This is a genomic window from Bacillus sp. Cr_A10 (assembly GCF_029222665.1).
In the GTDB taxonomy this organism is placed as follows: Bacteria; Bacillota; Bacilli; order Bacillales_A; family Planococcaceae; genus Psychrobacillus.
Genome location: NZ_JARHXR010000009.1, coordinates 1 through 21,622 on the forward strand (window position 1 = coordinate 1; position 21,622 = coordinate 21,622).

16 protein-coding genes and 1 other annotated feature are annotated in these 21,622 nt (G+C 36.7%); of the genes, 14 read left to right on the top strand and 2 right to left on the bottom strand.

Annotation, left to right across the window (positions count from 1 at the left end):
• Nucleotides 1-276 precede the first annotated feature (276 nt).
• Nucleotides 277-834, top strand: coding sequence for an integrase (locus P2Q73_RS06925; protein WP_275785201.1), 558 nt, complete (start codon nt 277-279; stop codon nt 832-834).
• Between the two features lie 42 nt (nt 835-876).
• Here the strand turns inward: P2Q73_RS06925 and P2Q73_RS06930 are convergent, their stop codons facing one another.
• Together P2Q73_RS06930 and P2Q73_RS06935 are read right to left on the bottom strand one after the other, a co-directional pair.
• Entirely contained in the window at nt 877-1,596 is a 720-nt protein-coding gene (locus P2Q73_RS06930; RefSeq protein WP_275785204.1) for an HAD-IIB family hydrolase, read from the bottom strand.
• Nucleotides 1,565-2,785 (bottom strand): glycosyltransferase, encoded by a 1,221-nt coding sequence (locus P2Q73_RS06935; RefSeq protein ID WP_275785207.1) that lies wholly within the window; start codon nt 2,783-2,785, stop codon nt 1,565-1,567. Before P2Q73_RS06935 ends, P2Q73_RS06930 begins: the two co-directional genes overlap by 32 nt.
• Before the next feature lie 193 nt (nt 2,786-2,978).
• On the opposite strand from P2Q73_RS06935, the gene P2Q73_RS06940 reads away from it, so the two are divergent.
• The 13 genes from P2Q73_RS06940 to P2Q73_RS07005 all read left to right on the top strand — a co-directional run bounded on the left by P2Q73_RS06940 (nt 2,979) and on the right by P2Q73_RS07005 (nt 21,494).
• Nucleotides 2,979-3,977 (top strand): DUF3196 family protein, encoded by a 999-nt coding sequence (locus tag P2Q73_RS06940; RefSeq protein WP_275785208.1) that lies wholly within the window; start codon nt 2,979-2,981, stop codon nt 3,975-3,977.
• Between the two features lie 138 nt (nt 3,978-4,115).
• Nucleotides 4,116-5,396, top strand: coding sequence for a trigger factor (gene tig, locus P2Q73_RS06945; protein WP_056832087.1), 1,281 nt, complete (start codon nt 4,116-4,118; stop codon nt 5,394-5,396).
• Between the two features lie 167 nt (nt 5,397-5,563).
• Nucleotides 5,564-6,832: an ATP-dependent protease ATP-binding subunit ClpX gene (clpX, locus tag P2Q73_RS06950; protein WP_056831510.1), complete on the top strand. Its 1,269-nt coding sequence runs from the start codon at nt 5,564-5,566 to the stop codon at nt 6,830-6,832.
• A 182-nt stretch (nt 6,833-7,014) separates the two neighbouring features.
• Entirely contained in the window at nt 7,015-9,330 is a 2,316-nt protein-coding gene (lon, locus tag P2Q73_RS06955; protein WP_053588734.1) for an endopeptidase La, read from the top strand.
• 4 nt (nt 9,331-9,334) lie between these two features.
• Nucleotides 9,335-9,916 carry a ribosome biogenesis GTP-binding protein YihA/YsxC gene (gene yihA / locus P2Q73_RS06960; RefSeq protein WP_053588735.1) on the top strand — a complete coding sequence of 194 codons (582 nt, stop codon included), beginning with the start codon at nt 9,335-9,337 and terminating at the stop codon, nt 9,914-9,916.
• A gap of 297 nt (nt 9,917-10,213) precedes the next feature.
• Entirely contained in the window at nt 10,214-11,578 is a 1,365-nt protein-coding gene (gene hemA, locus P2Q73_RS06965; RefSeq protein WP_275785215.1) for a glutamyl-tRNA reductase, read from the top strand.
• 129 nt (nt 11,579-11,707) lie between these two features.
• Nucleotides 11,708-12,538, top strand: a complete 831-nt coding sequence (gene ccsA, locus P2Q73_RS06970; RefSeq protein ID WP_056831515.1) for a cytochrome c biogenesis protein CcsA — start codon at nt 11,708-11,710, stop codon at nt 12,536-12,538.
• A gap of 17 nt (nt 12,539-12,555) precedes the next feature.
• Nucleotides 12,556-13,485 (top strand): hydroxymethylbilane synthase, encoded by a 930-nt coding sequence (gene hemC / locus P2Q73_RS06975; protein ID WP_275785218.1) that lies wholly within the window; start codon nt 12,556-12,558, stop codon nt 13,483-13,485.
• Entirely contained in the window at nt 13,478-14,242 is a 765-nt protein-coding gene (locus tag P2Q73_RS06980) for a uroporphyrinogen-III synthase (RefSeq protein ID WP_275785221.1), read from the top strand. The genes hemC and P2Q73_RS06980 overlap by 8 nt, the downstream gene beginning before the upstream one ends.
• Nucleotides 14,239-15,216 (top strand): porphobilinogen synthase, encoded by a 978-nt coding sequence (hemB, locus tag P2Q73_RS06985; protein ID WP_053588740.1) that lies wholly within the window; start codon nt 14,239-14,241, stop codon nt 15,214-15,216. Before P2Q73_RS06980 ends, hemB begins: the two co-directional genes overlap by 4 nt.
• A complete protein-coding gene (gene hemL / locus P2Q73_RS06990) occupies nt 15,216-16,511 on the top strand; it encodes a glutamate-1-semialdehyde 2,1-aminomutase (protein ID WP_275785223.1) in 1,296 nt (431 codons plus the stop codon). The genes hemB and hemL overlap by 1 nt, the downstream gene beginning before the upstream one ends.
• 1,179 nt (nt 16,512-17,690) lie before the next feature.
• On the top strand, nt 17,691-18,269 hold the full coding sequence (locus P2Q73_RS06995; protein ID WP_056831522.1) for a hypothetical protein: 579 nt from the start codon (nt 17,691-17,693) through the stop codon (nt 18,267-18,269).
• Nucleotides 18,270-18,580: 311 nt separating this feature from the next.
• Nucleotides 18,581-18,807 (top strand) — a binding site (T-box leader).
• A 44-nt stretch (nt 18,808-18,851) separates the two neighbouring features.
• A complete protein-coding gene (locus tag P2Q73_RS07005; protein WP_056832089.1) occupies nt 18,852-21,494 on the top strand; it encodes a valine--tRNA ligase in 2,643 nt (880 codons plus the stop codon).
• The last annotated feature ends 128 nt before the right edge of the window (nt 21,495-21,622 follow it).

The following is a 21,622-nucleotide window of genomic DNA, read 5'->3' on the forward strand; positions in this document are numbered from 1 at the left end:
AGTAGAGGCGTGACACTAGTCACGCCTCTACTCTCTAGAAAAATCACATGGTTATGATGAACTCCCGTCCTGTCCACAAGCACTCCAGAAAATTTTTGGAAACAGGTATTGATAGGGATTTTCTACAGAAAAAAACTCAGTACATAAAGATTGAAATAAAATAAAAATTGTTATATATTATTTCCTGTTGGAAAAAACATGAAAACACAATTAATGTCATATTCTTATTGAAATAAATTTATAATTTTGAACTATAAGGAGAAGAACGAAGAATAAATGAACGATAAATATACAGAGAAAAATCTTTGTGAATTGATAAGTGCAACGATGCAGTCAGTGGAAATGGATGTTCAATTAAGACAAGATAACTCTGGAGTTAATATGAGTTATAACTTTATCGGAGATTATGTAGGTTTTGATGCAAATCGTTTAATAGAAGCAAAAGAGGAAATGCAAACAACCATCTCCTTGGAGGTATATATAGAAACGATAACATTGCATGAGTTGGGTCATGCAATTGATCGGAAGGCTCTATTGGAAACGTTAGACCGAACGATTGAGATTTTTGACGCAAAAAGGAATAATTCTCTATATGAACTTTATAATCGTGTAGATTTACTTTCGATGGTAATAGAAGAACATGAAATGAATCTTATTTTTGAAGAAACAGCATGGGAAAATGCACAAAAACTTAACGAAAAGTTTCATATTGTCGAAGAGAAATGCTTCGAAGCTATTAAAAAGTATAGCTTAGAAACATATACTGACTTATATCATGAAGACTTGAATTTATATGAAAAACTAGTAAAAGAGCACACTGTACAAATTGCTTAATATAAAATGCCAACTGAACCTAGAATTCAGTTGGCATTTTTTCTATTTATAAAAATGTAACCATGCTTCATATATACCTCCCGCAAAATGCTCGGTAGCTCGGTAAAGATAAGGGTGGTTTTTCATTTGAACAAGTTCTAGTTGAGCATTTCCTACGATGACAGAAGGATGACCCAAGGCAAGCATGTCCATATCATTTCCCGAATCTCCAGCGATAAGAACTTTAACACCTTCATTTGCATAATTTTGAAGGATATAATTTAAAGCTTCTCCTTTACCACTATTCTCAGGAAGAATATCTACATCCCGATTGGAACTAAAAATAAGCTTATGCGGAATATTCTCTTCCACTAAAGCTTTTTCAAACTGTTTTACGACTTCCTCATTTTGATCGACGGTAAAAGAAATTCGTTTAGTACTTGGAAGAGTTTGTCTTTGAAGAGCAGGAAAGAAACTGGCAAGCTTGATAATACGTTCAGGGTGCCAATTAGTATGCATTTTCTTTTCCCAAGTAGTATCTTCCGTAAGTTTTTCTGAAGTATAGATTGCCGCACCGACATCAGTTATAAGAATGTCCGGATTGGGTAAATTCTCAATTTCAATTAAAGAAGAAACTGAGGCAAAATGTCTTCCTGTAATATAGACGAGTTCTACCTCTATATTAGAGTTTTCATAATGCTGCAATAATCTTTGAAGTGCTGAAGGATCACCTACAAGTGTTCCATCAAGATCAGTTGCTAACATATATGGTTTTATTCTCACCAATAACCACCTCGTAAAGTGAATCCATTTTTTGTGCCAAAGTGGTCCAATTGAATTCCTGATTTGCAAAAATGGCAGCGCTTCTACCAAGCTTGTTCGTGAAGTTTCTATTAAAGAGTACTGTACTCATTGCTTGAGCTAAATTATATTCATTACCTTTTTCAATATGCAATCCGGTAACTTTATTTTTAACAACATCTTTTAATCCCCCAACTTTGGAAGCGATAACAGGGCAGCCGCAAGCTTGTGCTTCTGCAGCAACCATCCCAAAAGATTCATAGAAAGAAGGTACTACGACAGCAGTCGCATGATTAAAAATAGTAGCTAGTTGTTTTTGTGATTTCGCTCCTAGGAACTCGATTCTATGCTCAAGTCCTCTTATAGCAGCTCGGAGGTTTCTATCCTTTGGTAATTTGTTGTACGAATCCACACATTCTGCATCTCCACCTGCAATGAGAAGTTTCGTAGTAGGCTCAAGATCATTCTTCTCGACAAGAAGACGGAATGCATTTACAAGGGTATAGATTCCCTTTGTTTTTTGTAATCTTCCTGCAAATGCAAAGTAAGGGTTTTTGCCTTCTACACTAGTTTTTAGTGGACGGAAAGCTTGATCTACTCCGATAGGAATTACTTTAATAGGTGATGGATGATCAACAAAACGATGGATGAGATTTTTTTCGTTTTTTGTAGTGGCAACAATTGCGTCTACAGAGGTTAAAATCATTTTCTCTGTGCAGAGTCTGATAGGTTCTGAAATTCCAGTGGCTTCTTCTTTCGCAACACCAAGCGAATGATTTGTATGAACCCAAGGAATCATGTAATCAGCTTTTACATAAGAACCTAAAAGTCCAGAAAGCCAGTAATGGGAGTGAACTAAATCGTACGATGTAAGATCAATTGTTTCTTTCATTTCTTTATAAAAGACCGGGAGCAAATCATATAATTCACTTTTAGGAACGTAGGTTTTCTTACCCGCTCCTATTCTAATAACTCGACAAGAGTAACCAAAGCTTTCAATTTGTGGATCTAACGGGTTACACCAATGTGTAATCACATCCACTTTATTTCCTTCTTTTTCAAGGGATAAAGCAAGTTGCTTTACATAATTATTTTGACCGCCAGCTTGCTCACTACCTAAAGGAGCAAGGGGATCACCATGATCTGAAATAAATAATATATTTTTTTGCAAGTTTGTCTTCCCCTTTCTAGTTATTAGGCTATTAATCTATTTCCCTATAATCAGAATAATTAAACATCCCTAACGATAAAAAATACCCACCTTTTAGGAGGATATTTACCAATTGGTTTTAATTAAAAATAGGAAAATGGTCAAAAGTGAGATAGTATAGAAATATTAGCGATTGTAAAGGTAGGCGAGTGAGTTGAAAAAAAAACATTATAGCCTAAAAAACAATGAGAATATTATTTTTTTCCCAGGAATGATTGATAAACTAATTGAAGATGGTTTAGCATTTGCGGAAGAAAATAATTATATGAAAGCGACTGAATGTTTTGATGAAGCAAAAAAGTACGTTGAGTTAGATGACATGATTCTAAGTATATATATTCTCGCTTTATTAGAAACTAGAAGACAGCAAGAAGCGAAGGAAATATGTGAGGATTTGATGAAGAAAAGGTCACCTATGTTTGAGCAAATCGTTGAATTATATTTGACAATTTTACTTGATTTGAAGGAATATGGTGAAGTAGATAAAGTATTAAACAGATTACTTGTCGATAAAAGATTTCCAAATGATCGAAAACAAAATTTTCTACAATTAAAAGAGTTAAGTGGAAAACTTGCCAAGGAACAAGAAAGTCTACTAGACACAGATCAATCTTTCACACCCGACAATGAAAAGTTTAATATAAATGAATTTACAAAGTTAAGTGTTGAAGAACAAGAAAGATTGTTGCAAGAATCTTTTTTCCGAGATGTTACAGATGTTATTCCAAGTATTAGAGATATAGCAGAAAATAGTAGCATCTATCCAGCTATTAGGTCACTTGCGCTTTTAGTGCTTGGAGCAATTGGTGAGACAACCGAGGTAGAGATTGAAAAATTTGGATATAAAGCAAAGGTCAACCCTGTGAATCCACCTACACCAAATGCTGTAGACCGAATAGAATCTATAAATCAACAGGTACATGAATTTTTAGAAAAAGATCCGTCGAAATTCGAAATGACAATCGGATTAGTTCATAGTCATGCCTATGCGTTATTCCCATTTGATTGGGTTGGATATAGTGATCAAGAAGTAGCAAAAGGATATGTGGACTTTGTCGAATCATTGTTTGGAAATGGAAACGGACAAAAAGATGAACTAAGTAATCTGATAAAACGATTAGAAGACTCATCGGTAATAGTTGAAGAGGAATAATGTTGAAAGTATATGCATCTATGCTATAATATACAAGTTGTCAATATAATTAGTGAAAAACTGTTCTGTATGATGAATTATACAGCTGCTAAATTATTGTAAATTATTTTTTTGGAGGTAGAATATATGTCAATGGATTTGTCTGTAAAATGGGAAAAACAAGAAGGCAATAATGGTTTATTAACAGTAGAAGTTACTGCAGAAGAAGTAGCAAAAGGGTTAGATCAAGCGTTTAAAAAAGTAGTAAAACAAATTAACGTACCAGGTTTCCGTAAAGGGAAAATGCCACGTCAAATGTTCGAAAAAATGTATGGTGTAGAATCATTATTCCAAGATGCATTAGATATCATTCTTCCACATGCTTATGGACATGCTGTTGAAGATGCTGGAATTGACCCAGTAGATCAACCAGAAATCGATATCGTAACAATGGAAAAAGGACAACCATTAGTATTTACAGCTAAAGTTGTTGTAAAACCAGAAGTAACTCTAGGAGACTATAAAGGTTTAGAAGTTACTAAATTAGTTACGGAAGTAACAGATGCTGAAATCGAAGAACAATTGAAAAGCCAACAAGCTCGTTTAGCTGAACTTGTTATAAAAGAAGATGCAATCGTTGAAGGTGATACTGCTGTTATCGACTTCGAAGGTTTCTCTGACGGTGTTGCTTTTGAAGGTGGAGCAGGAACAGATTATCCTTTAGAAATCGGTTCAAACTCTTTCATCCCAGGATTTGAAGAGCAATTGATCGGCCTAAAAACTGGCGAATCTAAAGATGTAGAAGTAACATTCCCTGAAGAATATCATGCAGCTGAATTAGCTGGTAAGCCAGCAGTATTCAAAGTTACTGTGAAAGAAGTTAAAGGAAAAGAACTTCCTGAACTAAATGATGATTTCGCTAAAGAAGTAGATGCTGAAGTAGAAAGTATCGATGCTTTACGTACAAAATTAAAAGAAGTTACTGCAGAAGAGAAAAAACAATTAGCTGAACAAAGTCTTCGTGATGATTTAGTGGAAGCTGCTGCGGCAAATGCTACAATCGACATTCCAGAAGCAATGGTTCAAACAGAAACAGACCGCATGCTTCAAGAATTTGGCCAACGTTTACAACAACAAGGTATGAACTTAGACCTTTACTATCAATTCTCTGGTCAAGATGAAGATGCACTTCGTGGTCAAATGGCAGAAGATGCTAAAAAACGCGTTCAAGTTTCATTAACTTTAGAAGCGATTGCTGAAAAAGAAAATCTTCAAGTAACAGAAGAAGATATTAATGCAGAACTTGAAAAAATGGGTGCACAATTCAATATGTCTGCTGAAGATATTAAAAATGCACTTGGTGGTACTTCTGTTCTTGAGAATGATGTACGTTTCCAAAAAACAGTGGAATTCTTAGTAGAAAACGCTAAAATTTCATAATTTCACATAAAAGCGTTATAATAAATAGAACAAGGTACAGCGAAAATTGTCTGTGCCTTGTTTTATCCATACATAGATTTTCGGATAATTAAAAACATACTTAAACTTATTATTTGATTCCTTGTAAAGAATCTTGTAAGATAATTGCTTGAATAGGGGTGAATATTTTGTTCAAATTCAATGATGAAAAAGGGAACTTAAAATGTTCTTTTTGTGGCAAACCACAAGAACAAGTTCGTAAACTAGTTGCTGGACCTGGCGTATATATTTGTGATGAATGTATCGACTTATGTTCTGAAATTGTAGAAGAAGAGCTAGGTGTAGAAGAAGAAGTAGAATTTAAAGAAGTTCCTAAACCAAAAGAAATTTTGTCAATACTAGATGAGTATGTAATAGGTCAAGAACGAGCAAAAAAATCACTTGCGGTAGCTGTCTATAACCATTACAAACGAATCAATTCAAATAGCGTGATTGACGAGGTAGAATTATCTAAGTCAAATATAGTCTTAATAGGACCAACAGGTAGCGGTAAAACATTACTTGCTCAAACTCTTGCACGAATTCTAAATGTACCATTTGCTATTGCAGATGCTACATCCTTAACAGAAGCCGGTTATGTTGGAGAAGATGTTGAAAATATTCTTCTAAAGCTTATTCAGTCTGCGGACTATGATATTGAACGAGCAGAAAAAGGTATTATTTATATTGATGAAATAGATAAAGTAGCGCGTAAATCTGAAAATCCATCTATTACACGGGATGTTTCAGGTGAGGGTGTACAACAAGCACTTCTAAAAATATTAGAAGGAACTGTAGCAAGTGTTCCACCGCAAGGAGGACGCAAGCATCCACATCAAGAATTTATTCAAATCGATACAACGAATATTTTGTTTATCGTTGGTGGAGCATTTGATGGCATTGAACAAATTATTAAACGTCGTTTAGGTGAAAAGGTAATTGGTTTTGGTGCCGATCCAAATAAAGTTGATCTAGACCAAGGAACTCCATTATCGCAATTAATACCTGAAGATTTATTGAAATTTGGTTTAATACCAGAGTTTATTGGTCGCTTACCTGTATTGGCAAGCTTAGAACAATTAGACGTGAACGCTCTAGTACAAATTTTAACAGAACCGAAAAATGCACTTGCGAAACAATATCAAAAGATGATTGAACTAGATAATGTAAAATTAACTTTTGAAGATGACGCACTAGTAGAAATAGCGAAGCAAGCTATTGAACGTAAAACAGGTGCACGTGGACTTCGTTCTATAATAGAAAACATTATGCTTGATGTAATGTTCGAGCTACCATCGAGAGAAGATATTGTAGAATGTGTGATCACAAAAGAAACAATTACAGAAAATGCATCTCCTAAGCTTTTATTGGCAGATGGTTCCGAAGTAGAAAAAGACAACGAAAAAACATCGGCTTAATTATGCCATTGAATAAGCTGGCTTCCAATATGCGCTTCCTAAGTGCAATCAAGGATGTCGGCTTTTTCTCCTTATGTAGGAAAAAATGGATTATTTATTTATGCTGACTAGTACATATAGAAAAGTTCTGCTGTTTAATTAGCGGAAAAACGGACAGAATTAGAAGGAGGTGACTTCCCAAAATGGCGAAAATAAATGATGGATATTATCCTGTATTACCACTTAGAGGTCTTTTAGTATTCCCAACTATGGTTTTGCATGTAGATGTTGGTCGAGAAAAATCAGTTGCTGCTTTAAATGAAGCGATGTTACGAGAAGAAAAAGTATTTCTTGTAGCGCAGAGAGATATGAATTTAGAACATCCTACAACAGAAGACTTATATGATGTCGGAATTTTAGCATATGTCAAGCAAATGGTGAAGCTACCAAATGGAACATATCGTGTGTTAGTCGAAGGACAACAAAGGGCTATTTGGGATGACTACAGGGAAAGAGATATGTATGATGAAGTTTCAGTGACCGCTTTTGTCGAGCCGACGGAAGCAGATTCGGAAGATGAAGCGCTTATGCGAACTTTAATACATAATTTTGAAAAGTATTCAAAGGCATCGAAAAGCATATCAGAAGAAACTTATAAATCGGTACTAGATATTAAAGAACCAGGTAGACTTGCTGACATGATTGCATCTCATTTACCATTAAAAATTTCAGGGAAACAAGAAATTTTAGAAATTATGGATGCAAAAGAGCGTTTAGAAACATTAATTAAGCGACTGTATAATGAACAAGAAATATTAAATTTAGAAAAGAAAATAAATACACGCGTAAAACACGCGATGGAAAGAACACAAAAAGAATTTTATCTTCGTGAGCAAATGAAGGCGATACAAACAGAGCTAGGAGATAAAGAAGGTAAAACTGGTGAAATTGCGGACTTGAAAAAACGAATTGAAAAAGCAGGTTTACCAGAAACTACGAAAAAGAATGTGTTAAAAGAATTAGATCGTTATGAGAAACTACCTACACAAGCTCCTGAGAGTGGAGTAATACGAAACTATATTGAATGGATGGTATCCATTCCTTGGTCAAAATCAACGGCAGATCAACTAGATATTAAACGTTCAGAGAAAATTCTAAATCGAGATCATGATGGCCTTGAGTCGGTGAAGGAAAGGGTGTTAGAATATTTAGCTGTTCGTCAGTTAACTAAATCTCTTCGAGGTCCAATCCTGTGTTTAGCTGGACCTCCAGGTGTCGGGAAAACTTCCTTGGCGAAATCTATTGCTGAATCATTAGGACGCAATTTTGTTCGAATTTCATTAGGAGGAGTTCGAGACGAATCTGAGATTCGAGGACATCGAAGAACATACGTAGGTTCCATGCCGGGTCGTATAATTCAAGCAATGAAAAAGGCAGGAACGATTAATCCACTTATTTTATTAGACGAAATTGATAAAATGTCGAATGATTTTAGAGGAGATCCTTCCGCAGCAATGTTAGAAGTGCTTGATCCTGAGCAGAACAATTCATTTAGCGATCATTATATTGAAGAGACGTATGATTTATCTAATGTGCTATTTATTGCTACTGCAAACGACTTAAGCACAATACCAGGTCCTCTACGTGATAGAATGGAGATTATTTCAATCGCTGGTTATACAGAAATTGAAAAACTATCTATTGCCAAAAATCATTTATTACCTAAACAAGCGAAGGAACATGGTCTAACGAAATCTCAGCTACAAGTAAAAGACGAAGCAATTGTGGACGTAATTCGTCATTACACTCGTGAGGCGGGAGTTAGAAGTCTAGAGCGTGTCCTAGCAAATATTTGTAGAAAAGCTGCTTTGCAAATTGTATCTGGCACAAAGAAACGTGTAACGATATCGTCGAGTAACTTGGAGGATACAATCGGAAAGAAAAAATTCCGTTATGGACAAGCAGAAACCGAAAACCAAATAGGTGTAGCGACGGGATTAGCTTATACGACTGTTGGTGGAGACACCTTGCAAATCGAAGTGTCTTTATCTCCTGGTAACGGTAAGTTACAATTAACAGGTAAGCTTGGCGATGTGATGAAAGAATCTGCTCAAACAGCATTATCTTTTGTCCGTTCAAAAGCTGAATCAATCGGAATAGATCCAAATTTCCATGAGAAACATGATATTCATATACATGTTCCTGAGGGAGCAGTTCCAAAAGATGGTCCATCAGCAGGTATTACAATCGTGACGGCTTTAGTTTCTGCATTATCTAAGCGTCCAATTCGACGAGAAGTCGGGATGACAGGGGAAGTGACACTAAGAGGTCGCGTATTACCAATCGGTGGATTAAAAGAAAAAACATTAAGTGCACATCGCGCAGGATTAACGACAATCATTTGTCCTAAAGACAATGAGCGTGATATTGAAGATATACCAGAGAGTGTTCGAGAGGTCTTAACTTTTAAGCTTGTTTCCGATGCTGAAGAGGTACTTCAAATAGCATTAGAGGAGTGAAAGCATGAAAGTGAATAACGTAGAATTACTAATAAGTGCTGTAAGACCAGCTCAATATCCAGAAGGAGATTTACCGGAATTTGCATTAGCAGGAAGGTCCAACGTAGGTAAATCTTCATTTATCAATAAAATGATTGGTCGAAAAAGCATGGCTCGTATTTCTTCCAAGCCAGGTAAGACACAAACGTTAAATTTTTATAAATTAGAAGAAGATTTATTATTTGTCGATGTTCCAGGTTATGGGTATGCAAAGGTATCTAAAACAGAAAGAGCAGCATGGGGGAAAATGATTGAAACATACTTTACGTCTAGATCGGTTTTAAAAGCAGTAGTGTTAATCGTCGATTTGAGACATCCTCCAACTGCAGATGATTGTATGATGTACGATTTCTTAAAGCATTATAATATTCCATGCATAGTTGTCGCAACGAAAGCGGACAAAATTCCTAAAGGCAAATGGGATAAGCATAAGAAAATAGTCAAAGATGAATTGCAAATGGAAAAAAGTGATCCTCTTGTCGTATTTTCTTCAGAAACGGGCCTTGGCTTCGATGCAGCGTGGGCAGAAATTGAAAGTAGAATGTAATTCAAAATTTTTGTGTAAATATGAAGATTAAAACTGGTTGTTTAGGGAATAACTTTTCCTATAAGCGACCAGTTTTATTTTGAGATAGAAGATGCCTAATTAGTTAGAAAAATGCGTCTTTTATAACATTGGTCAGTTTCCTTGTAATCGTGCTTAATGTTTGCTAATATTAGTTTATAATAATTCTAATTAAGGTAAAGGTTATTTCATAGCTTGTTCACAAATGGTTACCATTCTGTGAAAAAAGCTATGGTATAATTGGATTATGAAATGAACGTGAAAGGGTGACATGATTCCATGCATACTATCGTGGTAGGTGTCAATTACCGTACTGCTCCCGTGGAAATTCGTGAAAAGCTATCTTTTGTAGAAGCGGAACTTCCGAATGCCATGCAAGCATTGCAGGAACAAAAAAGCATACTAGAGAATGTTATTGTATCTACTTGTAACCGCACAGAAATCTATGCAACTGTAGATCAATTACATACTGGGAAATACTATGTAAAACAGTTTTTAGCTAATTGGTTCGATATTCCATTAGAGGATCTCTCCCGCTATTTATTTATTCACGAAGATGACCAAGCGAACAGCCATTTGTTCCAGGTGACAGCTGGTGTCGATTCCATGGTACTTGGTGAGACACAAATATTAGGTCAGGTGAAGAAGAGCTTTCTAAATGGACAAGAGAACGGTACTACGGGTACTGTTTTCAATCAATTGTTTAAGCAAGCTGTAACTTTTGCTAAGCGTGCCCATGCAGAAACAGCGATTGGCGAGAATGCAGTTTCTGTCTCTTATGCTGCAGTCGAACTAGGAAAGAAAATTTTTGGCTCTTTAAATCATAAGCATGTTGTTATTGTCGGTGCTGGAAAAATGGGCGAGCTTGCTATTCAAAACCTATATGGTAGTGGAGCAGGTAAAGTAACAGTGTTTAATCGTACATTTGAAAAGGCGGAAGCATTGGCAACTAAATTTGATGGCACTGCCAAACCGATGGACGAGTTACAATGTGCGTTATTAGAAGCGGATATTTTAATTAGCTCGACTGGTTCCACTGGATATGTAATTGACTATGAATTGATGCAGTTTGTAGAACGTCTTCGTAAAGGAAAGCCTCTATTTATGGTTGACATTGCTGTGCCAAGAGATTTAGATCCAAAAATTGGTGATTTGGCGAACATTTTCTTATATGATATCGATGATTTACAAGGTATCGTAGAAGCAAATTTAGCGGAACGTGAGCGTGCAGCGGATCAAATTAAGTCAATGATCCAATCAGAAATTGAGCAGTTCAATGAGTGGGTTACAACACTAGGAGTTGTGCCAATTATTTCTGCTCTTAGACAAAAAGCTAATCGAATCCAACAAGAAACAATGGTTTCTATTGAAAATAAAATGCCGAATCTATCGGACCGTGAACGAAAAATTTTAAATAAACATACAAAATCAATCATTAATCAATTGTTAAAAGATCCAATTTTACAAGTAAAAGAATTATCTACTGCAAACGATTCAGCAGAACAACTTCAATTATTCCAGCAGATTTTTGGTATTGAAGAAGAAGTAAAAAATGAATTCTCTGCTCAAGTAGAAAAATCAAAAATCAAATTAAAACAAACTAGAGTGGCATCACAAAACTTGAAAGAAGAAATATCATTTTGATGAAGTAAAAAGGAGGCGTTTTTGTATCTGTATGTGTCATAATAGATATGGAAAACGTCTTTTTTTGACGTATCTGCCTGTCTAATAAGACTTAGGCAATTACTCTTTTAGGTTAAAAAGGAGCTTATTATGACTGATCTTGGAATGACAAGGCTACACGAGATGATGGTCATTCTACAATCCGTTAGCCTTGTTTTTTATTTTATCGATTATTTGAATAAAGATCGTCGGGCACATCGTATAGGAGTATGGCTACTTTCCATCGTGTCATTCCTGCAAACGGTGTTTTTAGTTATGTATATCATTGATACAAAAAGATTTCCAATTCTTTCGCTATTTGAAGGAATCTACTTTTATGCATGGCTAATTATCACTCTAGCAATTGTATTGCAGATAGTATTCAAATTGGATTTACCTGCATTCTTTTTAAATATTATTGGGTTTATTTTTATGACCATCCATACTTTTGCGCCAAATCAAATGGATCAATCCGCTGTTGGAGAAGCCCTACTATCTGAATTGTTATTTATTCATATTATGTTTGCAATGTTAGCTTACGCTGCATTTTCATTATCATTTGTATTTTCATCCTTATATTTAATATTATATCGGGTGCTCAAAAAGAAAAAATGGACGAAGCAGTTTTCTCGATTGCCGTCATTGAAGCAAGCAGAAAATGGGATGACATTATCTATCTTGACAGGTATTCCTCTTTTGTTTGTAAGTTTAGTTCTTGGGTTAGAATGGGCATATGTATCATTAGATATATTTACCGTTTTTGATTTTAAAATTATCAGTTCTGTCATTTTATTGTTGATCTATGTGGTTGTGCTTCTTTTAAGAAATAAATCACGTTTTATAGGAACCAACTATGCTTGGATTCATATATATGCATTTCTATTTGTTTTGATAAACTTTTTATTAGGTAGTCAATTATCACAATTCCATTTTTGGTATTAAAGAGAGGTAGCGAAGCAATGCGTAAAATTATTGTAGGTTCGAGAAGAAGTAAATTAGCTTTAACCCAAACGAATTGGTTTATTCAGCAAATGAAAGATATGGGTGCACCATTTGAGTTCGAAGTGAAAGAAATCGTAACAAAGGGTGATCAAATATTAGATGTAACTTTATCAAAAGTTGGTGGAAAAGGATTATTTGTAAAAGAAATTGAGCAGGCATTGTATGATAAAGAAATTGATTTTGCAGTGCACAGCATGAAGGATATGCCTTCAGTTTTACCACCAGGTCTTGTAATGGGATGTACACCGAAGCGAGTAGACGAGCGAGATGCATTTATTTCTACTGGGCACGTAAAGTTAGCAGATCTTCCAAAAGGTGCGATTGTTGGGACAAGCAGTTTAAGAAGAAGTGCTCAATTATTATTGTTGCGCCCAGATATCGAGATTAAGTGGATACGTGGAAATGTTGATACGAGACTCCAAAAGCTCCAAGACGGTGAGTATGACGCAATTATTTTAGCAGCTGCAGGATTGAAGCGTCTTGGTTGGAGCGACAAAGTAGTAACGGAATACATATCAACAGAAGACTGTGTTCCAGCAGTAGGACAAGGAGCACTTGCAATTGAATGTCGAGAAGATGATGTAGAATTATTGGATGAGCTTAAAAAGTTATCTGATCAGGATACATGGAATGCTGTACACGCAGAGCGTGCATTTTTAGCTGCGATGGACGGTGGCTGTCAAGTGCCGATTGCCGGACATGCTGTCATCAATGGCAATGAGATTACAATGACAGGTTTAGTCGCTGCACCAGATGCATCGGTTATTTATAAAGAAGTAGTTACGGGAAAAAATCCTGAAGAAGCAGGCAAAGAAGTAGCGCGTTTAGTTACAGAGCAAGGAGCATATGAACTAATACAAAAAGTAAAGGCAGATTTAAATGTCTAAGGAGATACCTTTACAAGGAGAGAATGTCATATTTACAGGGATTTTAAGGTCTTCCGAGGCAGTCGATCTTACGCTGAAATATGGAGGATACCCAGTAATTGCTCCGCTCATTGCGACACAGGAGCTTGTTTCTGAAGCTGACGAACTTAGGCTACAAGAATGTATCGACTATGATTGGTTTATATTCACGAGTCAAAGTAGTGTGCATGCCTTTCATTCGAAAATGAAAAAGTTTGGGTTACCTCCTTCTGTGATAAAAGCAAAAATTGCAGTAGTCGGTTCAAAAACTGCATGCGCAATTGAATCTATAGGCTTGAGGGTAGACTTTACCCCAACTGTTTTTAGTGCAGATGTTTTTGTAAAAGAATTTCCTGCATTTTCTTCACCTACTGAAACCTGTTTGTTTTTTAAAGGCAGTCTTGCAAAAGATACGATAACAAAAGGTTTAACAAATGAAGTAGATGAGTGGGTTATTTATGAAACAATAGAAGTGGAAGAAAATAAAGAGCATATTCAACATTTAATCGAAAATGAGCCGAATTGCTCCATCATATTTACTAGTCCATCTACCGTGAAAGTATTTCATGAAACTATCGGCGTTCAAACTGGATACGAATCACTTACAGTTTGCGCGATTGGCCATATTACAAAAGAGTATTTGGAATCACTAAGTGCAACAGTTCATGTGATTCCAAAAACCTATACATTAACCGAAGTAATCCATGCATTAGTGGAATGGAAAGGGAGAGAATTATGACAGAATTTCAACGTCATCGTCGTTTAAGAAAAACAGCAGGAATACGAGCAATGGTTAGAGAAACATATTTACATAAAGAGGATTTGATTTACCCGATATTTGTTGCTGAGGGAGAAAATATAAAAAATGAAGTAAAGTCTATGCCTGGTGTATACCAATTTTCAATTGACCGTTTAGCAGAAGAAGTAGATGAAGTAGTAGAACTAGGTATTCCTTCTGTTATTTTATTTGGTCTTCCTCTTGAAAAGGATGAAATCGGTTCACAAGCGTTTCATGACCATGGAATTGTACAAGAAGGTATTCGCTTTATCAAAAATAGACACCCAGAACTTGTTGTCATTGCAGATACATGTTTGTGTGAGTATACCGATCATGGACATTGCGGTGTTGTGGATGCAACGGAACAAATTCTGAATGATCCATCTCTTGATTTATTAGCAAAAACAGCGATTAGTCAAGCACGAGCAGGCGCAGATATTATTGCACCTTCTAATATGATGGATGGGTTCGTTACAGCAATTCGACAAGGTTTAGACGAAGCGGGCTTTGCTGATGTACCGATTATGTCATATGCAGTGAAATATGCTTCTGCATACTATGGGCCGTTCCGAGAAGCTGCAGATGGCGCACCTAAATTTGGTGATCGTAAAACATATCAAATGGATTATTCTAATCGTATGGAAGCAATTCGTGAAGCAACATCTGATATCGAAGAGGGAGCAGATTTCCTAATTGTAAAACCAGCACTTTCCTATTTAGATATTATTCGAGATGTAAAGAATAACTTTGATGTTCCAATTGTTGCTTATAACGTTAGTGGTGAGTATGCAATGGTGAAGGCTGCTGCTATCAATGGATGGATCAATGAAAAAGAAACTGTTTTAGAAACTTTAACAGGGATGAAACGTGCTGGAGCAGATATTATTTTAACGTATCATGCAAAAGATGTGGCACGTTGGTTGGAGGAGAAGTAATGACAAAATCATATGACTTATCTAAACAAGCTTTCACAGAAGCTAAAGAATTAATGCCTGGTGGAGTAAACAGTCCAGTTCGTGCATTCAAGTCTGTAGATATGGATCCTATCTTTATGGAAAGTGGTAAAGGAGCTATCCTAAAAGATATCGATGGAAACGAATATATCGATTATGTTTTATCATGGGGACCTCTTATTTTAGGACATGCTGAACCAAATGTTGTTAAAGCAATTCAGCAAGTTGCGGAAGCAGGCACAAGTTTTGGAGCTTCTACACTTGTTGAAAACAAACTTGCTAAATTGGTAATGGAACGTGTACCTTCTATCGAAATGGTTCGTATGGTGTCATCAGGAACGGAAGCAACAATGAGTGCTCTTCGTTTAGCGAGAGGGTACACCGGAAAAAATAAAATATTAAAGTTTGAAGGTAGCTACCATGGGCATGGTGATAGCTTACTGATTAAAGCAGGTTCTGGAGTTGCTACACTTGGTTTACCGGACAGTCCTGGTGTTCCTGAGTCCATCGCGAAAAACACGATTGCTGTACCTTATAATGATTTGGAGAGCGTACGTCACGTGTTCGAAAACTTCGGAGACGACTTAGCAGCTGTCATTGTTGAACCAGTTGCAGGTAATATGGGTGTTGTACCACCAGTCGAAGGATTTTTAGAAGGTCTTCGCGAATTAACAGAACAACATGGTACAGTATTGATCTTTGACGAAGTAATGACTGGATTCCGTGTAGGATATCATTGTGCGCAAGGTTACTATGGTATTACACCTGATTTAACGTGTTTAGGTAAAGTAATTGGTGGTGGTCTTCCAGTAGGAGCTTTCGGAGGAAAACGTAAAATTATGGAACTGATTGCTCCTAGCGGCCCTGTTTATCAAGCGGGAACTCTTTCTGGTAATCCACTAGCTATGACTGCTGGATTCGAGACGTTATCTCGATTGAACGAAGAATCTTATGCATACTTTACGAAACTTGGTGATTTACTTGAAAAAGGGTTCCGTGAAGCTGCAACAAAATATAACATCCCACATACAGTAAATCGTGCAGGATCAATGATTGGATTTTTCTTGACGAATGAAGATGTTATTAATTTTGATACAGCTAAAACTTCTGACTTGGAGTTGTTTGCAAAATACTTCCGATTAATGGCCGAAGAGGGAATTTATTTACCACCTTCACAATACGAAGGATTGTTCTTATCAAGTGCTCATACGGAAGAGCATATTGAAAAAACAATTGCAGCATTCCATACAGTGTTTGAAAAATTATCAACTAAATAATTTAAAGAAAAGCCTCGCAATCATTTGCGGGGCTTTAGTTATTGATTAATCATATCGTTGATCTACACCTCCGTGCGGACGCTTTCCGCGGGCGGTCCGTGAGTCTCCTCGGGCCAACACGATGTAGGGTGATGTGGTAGTTACCACACGAGGTGGAGTTCTTAGCCTTCGTTCCTTTGTTTGCTCCTGTCGGGTACTCACTAGGACACACTATTCCCGCTAAGTCGCCGCCATTATAAGTGATAGGGCTTAATAATAAGAAATCAATTTTCATTACAAGTAATACACGACCAATGATATCCTTGAACTACACTCCGTGCGGACGCTTTCCGCGGGCGGTCCGTGAGCCTCCTCGTCGCCAGCTCCTGCGGGGTCTCACCTGGACACGCTGTTCCCGCTGGAGTCGCCGCCCTCCGTTTCTATCCACTGAAGGCTATCAAAATAAGATAATTTACTTTAAAGGATACACAATGATAGGTGATGGCGTTTAATAATGAGAAATTTATTTAAATTTAAAGTAATACACAAATCATATCGTTAAATTACACTCCGTGAGGACGCTTTTCGATGGCGGTCCGTGAGCCTCCACAGGCCAAAACGATGTTGGTCATGCAAACGTTGCCGCAGGATGCGGCGAACTTAGATTGTCTTCCCCTCAACTGCGGGGCTTCGTCTAACGCTATTCTCGCAGGAGTGTCACCTTTTTCAACGATTTTCTAAAAATACAAATTGGAAAGATTTAAGTGATAAAAACTTGCACTATTAATGGCATAATGGTTTTCTTATTGTAATGCGGATAATAGTTGTTTGGAGTGAAAGGCGGCGACTCCAGCCGGAATAGCAAATGTTTTCTGCACCGATAGCGAAGCGTCAGGTGCATGAGCTGAAGACCCTGGACTGAGCGTAGCGAAATTAATTTTTGCGACGAGCTTGCGCAGGAGCAAGGGAAGCGGCTGAAGCCATGCCGGCGGAACGCGTCCGCCTGGAACGGAAATTAGCTATTTAAAATAAAATTAAGTTTATCTTCTTTATATTTAATAAAATAATGACAAATGGCACCGTATGTGTATCCCTCGATATATTTTTTGTAGATATTCTGTCCTCATAATTATTTTGCGAGCGTTTTTCATATTTCATGAGTTTCTATCATAATTTGTCCTATATGAAGGAGGATGAAAAATGGAAGTGAAAGTATGGGACGTAAAAGAACAGTTTCTTTTTCCAGCGAGTTTTGGTATTCCTAAAGAGATAAAAACAGTTGAAGTAACTCCACAATATGAGCAAAGTGAAACAGAAGATTCGATTCAGATAATGGGGATCTATCACATTACCTGTCATGTTGAATTTGAAGAAGGTGAACATGAGCATCACGCTACAAGCGAATTTACCCAAATCGAGGATTTAGATGTGCAGGGAGAAGTAGGTTATTTCGAATATGCTGTACCGATGAGTGTAGAGATTTCAAAGGATAAAATACAACAAGGGTTTTCCCCTTCTTTAGATGTTCGCCGCGTACATTCTAAAACGACAGATCAAGCAGCTATTGAAATTGCCTGGTCTGTTTATTGTGAATATGAAGCTCCAATGGTAGTTGAAAAAGAAAGTGAAAGAGAAGAATCGGATGAAGTAGAGATGTTAGAGAGTCCAAATAGTGTAGAATCGGAGCTTCAATTTATTTTTGATTTAGATGATGGAATGTCAAAGCTTACGTTTCCATCAAATTATGTCCTTGTAAAGCAAGAAGCAGATGAACAATAGAAAAACAAGTAAAATAAAATCCCAAGTTGTTGGAACAATTAATACACGGATAAGCTGAAAACCACAAATAGGAATAATAATTCCTTTACAATAAAAGCGTGTTTTTCTAAGCCAATCTGGTAACAAGTAAGGGTTATATCCTTTTCTCATTGTATATTCTCCTTTCACGTGACGTGACTTGACGTCATATCATAAGATTAGGTACAATATGAACAAACAATCAAATTCGCCTTGAAGTACAGATTTTTAAACATCTGTGGAATTCTCTAGGCATTAATCTTTTCAACCGAATTGGTGATTTAGATTAAAATATTGATGCTATGAATGGGAAGAGTAAAATGAGTTAGTTATCGAAAGAAAGGAAACAAACTGCTGAAATGTTTCTGTTAACGGCCATTTGAAGGTAGCCCATGAGCAGCTTTTGTGAACTAACAGTAGCAATTGCCGGTTTGAAGCCGTTATCTAATTGAGAGCGTGATGTTATTTTTTGCATCTGCGAATAAAGGTGGTACCGCGAACAAACTCCTTCGTCCTTTAATGACGACAGGAGTTTTTTTATATTCTTTTTTAGGAGGAACACATATGACAAATGAAACAACTATGTCAACGAAGTACGATCCGCAATCGATTGAAAAAGGTCGCTATGAATGGTGGCTCAAAGGGAAATTTTTCGAGGCGCATCCAGAAAGCGCAAAAGATCCTTATACGATTGTGATTCCACCACCGAACGTAACAGGTAAGTTACACCTAGGGCATGCTTGGGATACTACATTACAGGATATTCTAATACGTATGAAACGTATGCAAGGATATGATGCTCTTTGGTTACCTGGTATGGATCATGCTGGTATTGCAACACAAGCAAAAGTAGAAGAAAAACTGCGTTCACAAAATATAACTAGATATGATTTAGGACGCGAAAAATTTGTCGAAGAAACTTGGAAATGGAAAGAAGAGTATGCTGGTCATATTCGCGAGCAATGGGCAAAACTAGGTTTAGGTTTAGACTATTCAAGAGAACGTTTCACATTGGATGAAGGTCTATCGAATGCAGTTAAAGAAGTGTTCGTAAAGCTTTACAATAAAGGTTTGATCTATCGCGGCGAGTATATTATTAACTGGGATCCTGCTACAAAGACTGCTCTTTCTGACATCGAAGTAATCCATAAAGATGTACAGGGTGCATTCTATCATATGCATTACCCACTCGCAGATGGTACTGGCACAATTGATGTTGCAACTACTCGACCTGAAACAATGCTAGGGGATAGTGCAGTTGCAGTGCACCCAGAAGATGAGCGTTATAAACATTTAATAGGTAAAACAGTGATTCTACCAATTACAAATCGTGAAATCCCAATCGTAGGGGATGATTACGTAGATATGGAGTTCGGTAGTGGGGCGGTTAAAATTACACCTGCACATGATCCAAATGACTTTGAAATTGGTAACCGTCATAATTTACAACGTATTTTAGTAATGAATGAAGATGGTACGATGAATAAAAATGCTGCTCAGTACGACGGAATGGACCGCTTTGCATGCCGTAAACAAATCGTGAAAGATTTACAAGACGCTGGTGTTTTATTCAAAATTGAAGAGCACATGCATTCAGTAGGCCACTCGGAGCGAAGTGGAGCAGTTGTTGAACCTTATCTTTCAACTCAATGGTTTGTAAAAATGCAACCATTGGCTGATGAGGCAATTAAATTACAACAAGCAGAAGAAAAAGTAAATTTTGTACCGGACCGTTTCGAAAAAACGTATTTGCAATGGATGGAAAACATTCATGATTGGTGTATTTCTCGTCAATTATGGTGGGGTCATCGAATTCCTGCTTGGTACCACAATGAAACAGGGGAAGTGTATGTTGGACACGAAGCTCCAATAGATGCTGAAAACTGGAGCCAAGATGAAGATGTATTAGATACATGGTTCTCATCTGCTCTTTGGCCATTTTCTACATTAGGTTGGCCAGATGAACAAAACGAAGAGTTTAAAAAATATTATCCAACAAATACACTTGTTACAGGATATGATATTATATTCTTTTGGGTTTCACGTATGATTTTCCAAGGAATTGAATTTACAGAAACTCGTCCATTTGATGATGTTTTAATACATGGATTGGTTCGAGCTGAAGATGGACGAAAAATGTCCAAATCTCTTGGTAATGGTGTAGATCCGATGGACATAATTGCGCAGTATGGTGCAGATTCACTCCGTTATTTCTTAAGTACTGGTTCATCTCCAGGGCAAGATTTGCGTTTCTCTACGGAAAAAGTAGAAGCGGTTTGGAATTTTGCTAATAAGATTTGGAATGCATCTCGATTTGCATTGATGAATATGGAAGGATTAACATTTGAAGAAATCAATCTTGACGGTAAAAAATCAGTTGCAGATGCATGGATTTTAACTCGTTTGAATGAAACAATTGAACAAGTAACGAGACTTTCCGACAAATATGAATTTGGTGAAGTAGGTCGTGCACTGTATAACTTCATTTGGGATGATTTCTGTGACTGGTATATTGAAATGTCCAAACTTCCACTAAACGGAGAAGATGAAGAAGCGAAGAAAACGACACGTTCGGTACTAGCATATGTATTAGATAATACTATGCGATTATTACATCCATTTATGCCATTCATAACGGAAGAGATCTGGCAAAACCTTCCGCATGAAGGGGAGTCGATTACACTAGCTGCATGGCCAACTGTGAACGAATCTTTATCCAATAAAGAAGAAGCTGCAAGTATGAAATTACTAGCTGAAATTATCCGTTCTGTTCGTAATATTCGTGCAGAAGTACAAACACCGATGAGTAAAAAGGTGCCATTGTACATTTCAGCAAAAGATACAGACACATTGGCAGTATTAGAAGCAAATGCGAAATATTTGGAGCGTTTTTGTAATCCAGAGCCGTTAGTAATCGGTCAAGGTATTGAAGCGCCAGGTCAATCGATGTCTGCAGTTGTAACAGGAGCAGAATTATTCTTGCCATTACAAGGATTAATCGATATCGAAGCAGAAAAGGCTCGTTTAGAAAAAGAACTTGAAAAATGGACAAAAGAAGTGAAGTTAGTTCAAGGAAAGCTATCGAATGAACGCTTCGTTTCCAAAGCACCAGAAGCTGTTGTTGCAGAAGAGCGTGCAAAAGAACAAGATTATATAGAAAAACAAGCTACGGTTTTAAAACGATTAGAAGAACTTAAAAACATGTAATTTAAAGAAGAGAGTGTCGATTGATTATTAATCGACACTCTCTTTTATTATGACTGAAATTGGAGTACTGCATTTAGTGGGAATTATGAATGCTTCCGTTGGAATATTGAATAGTCTAGTTAAATAAC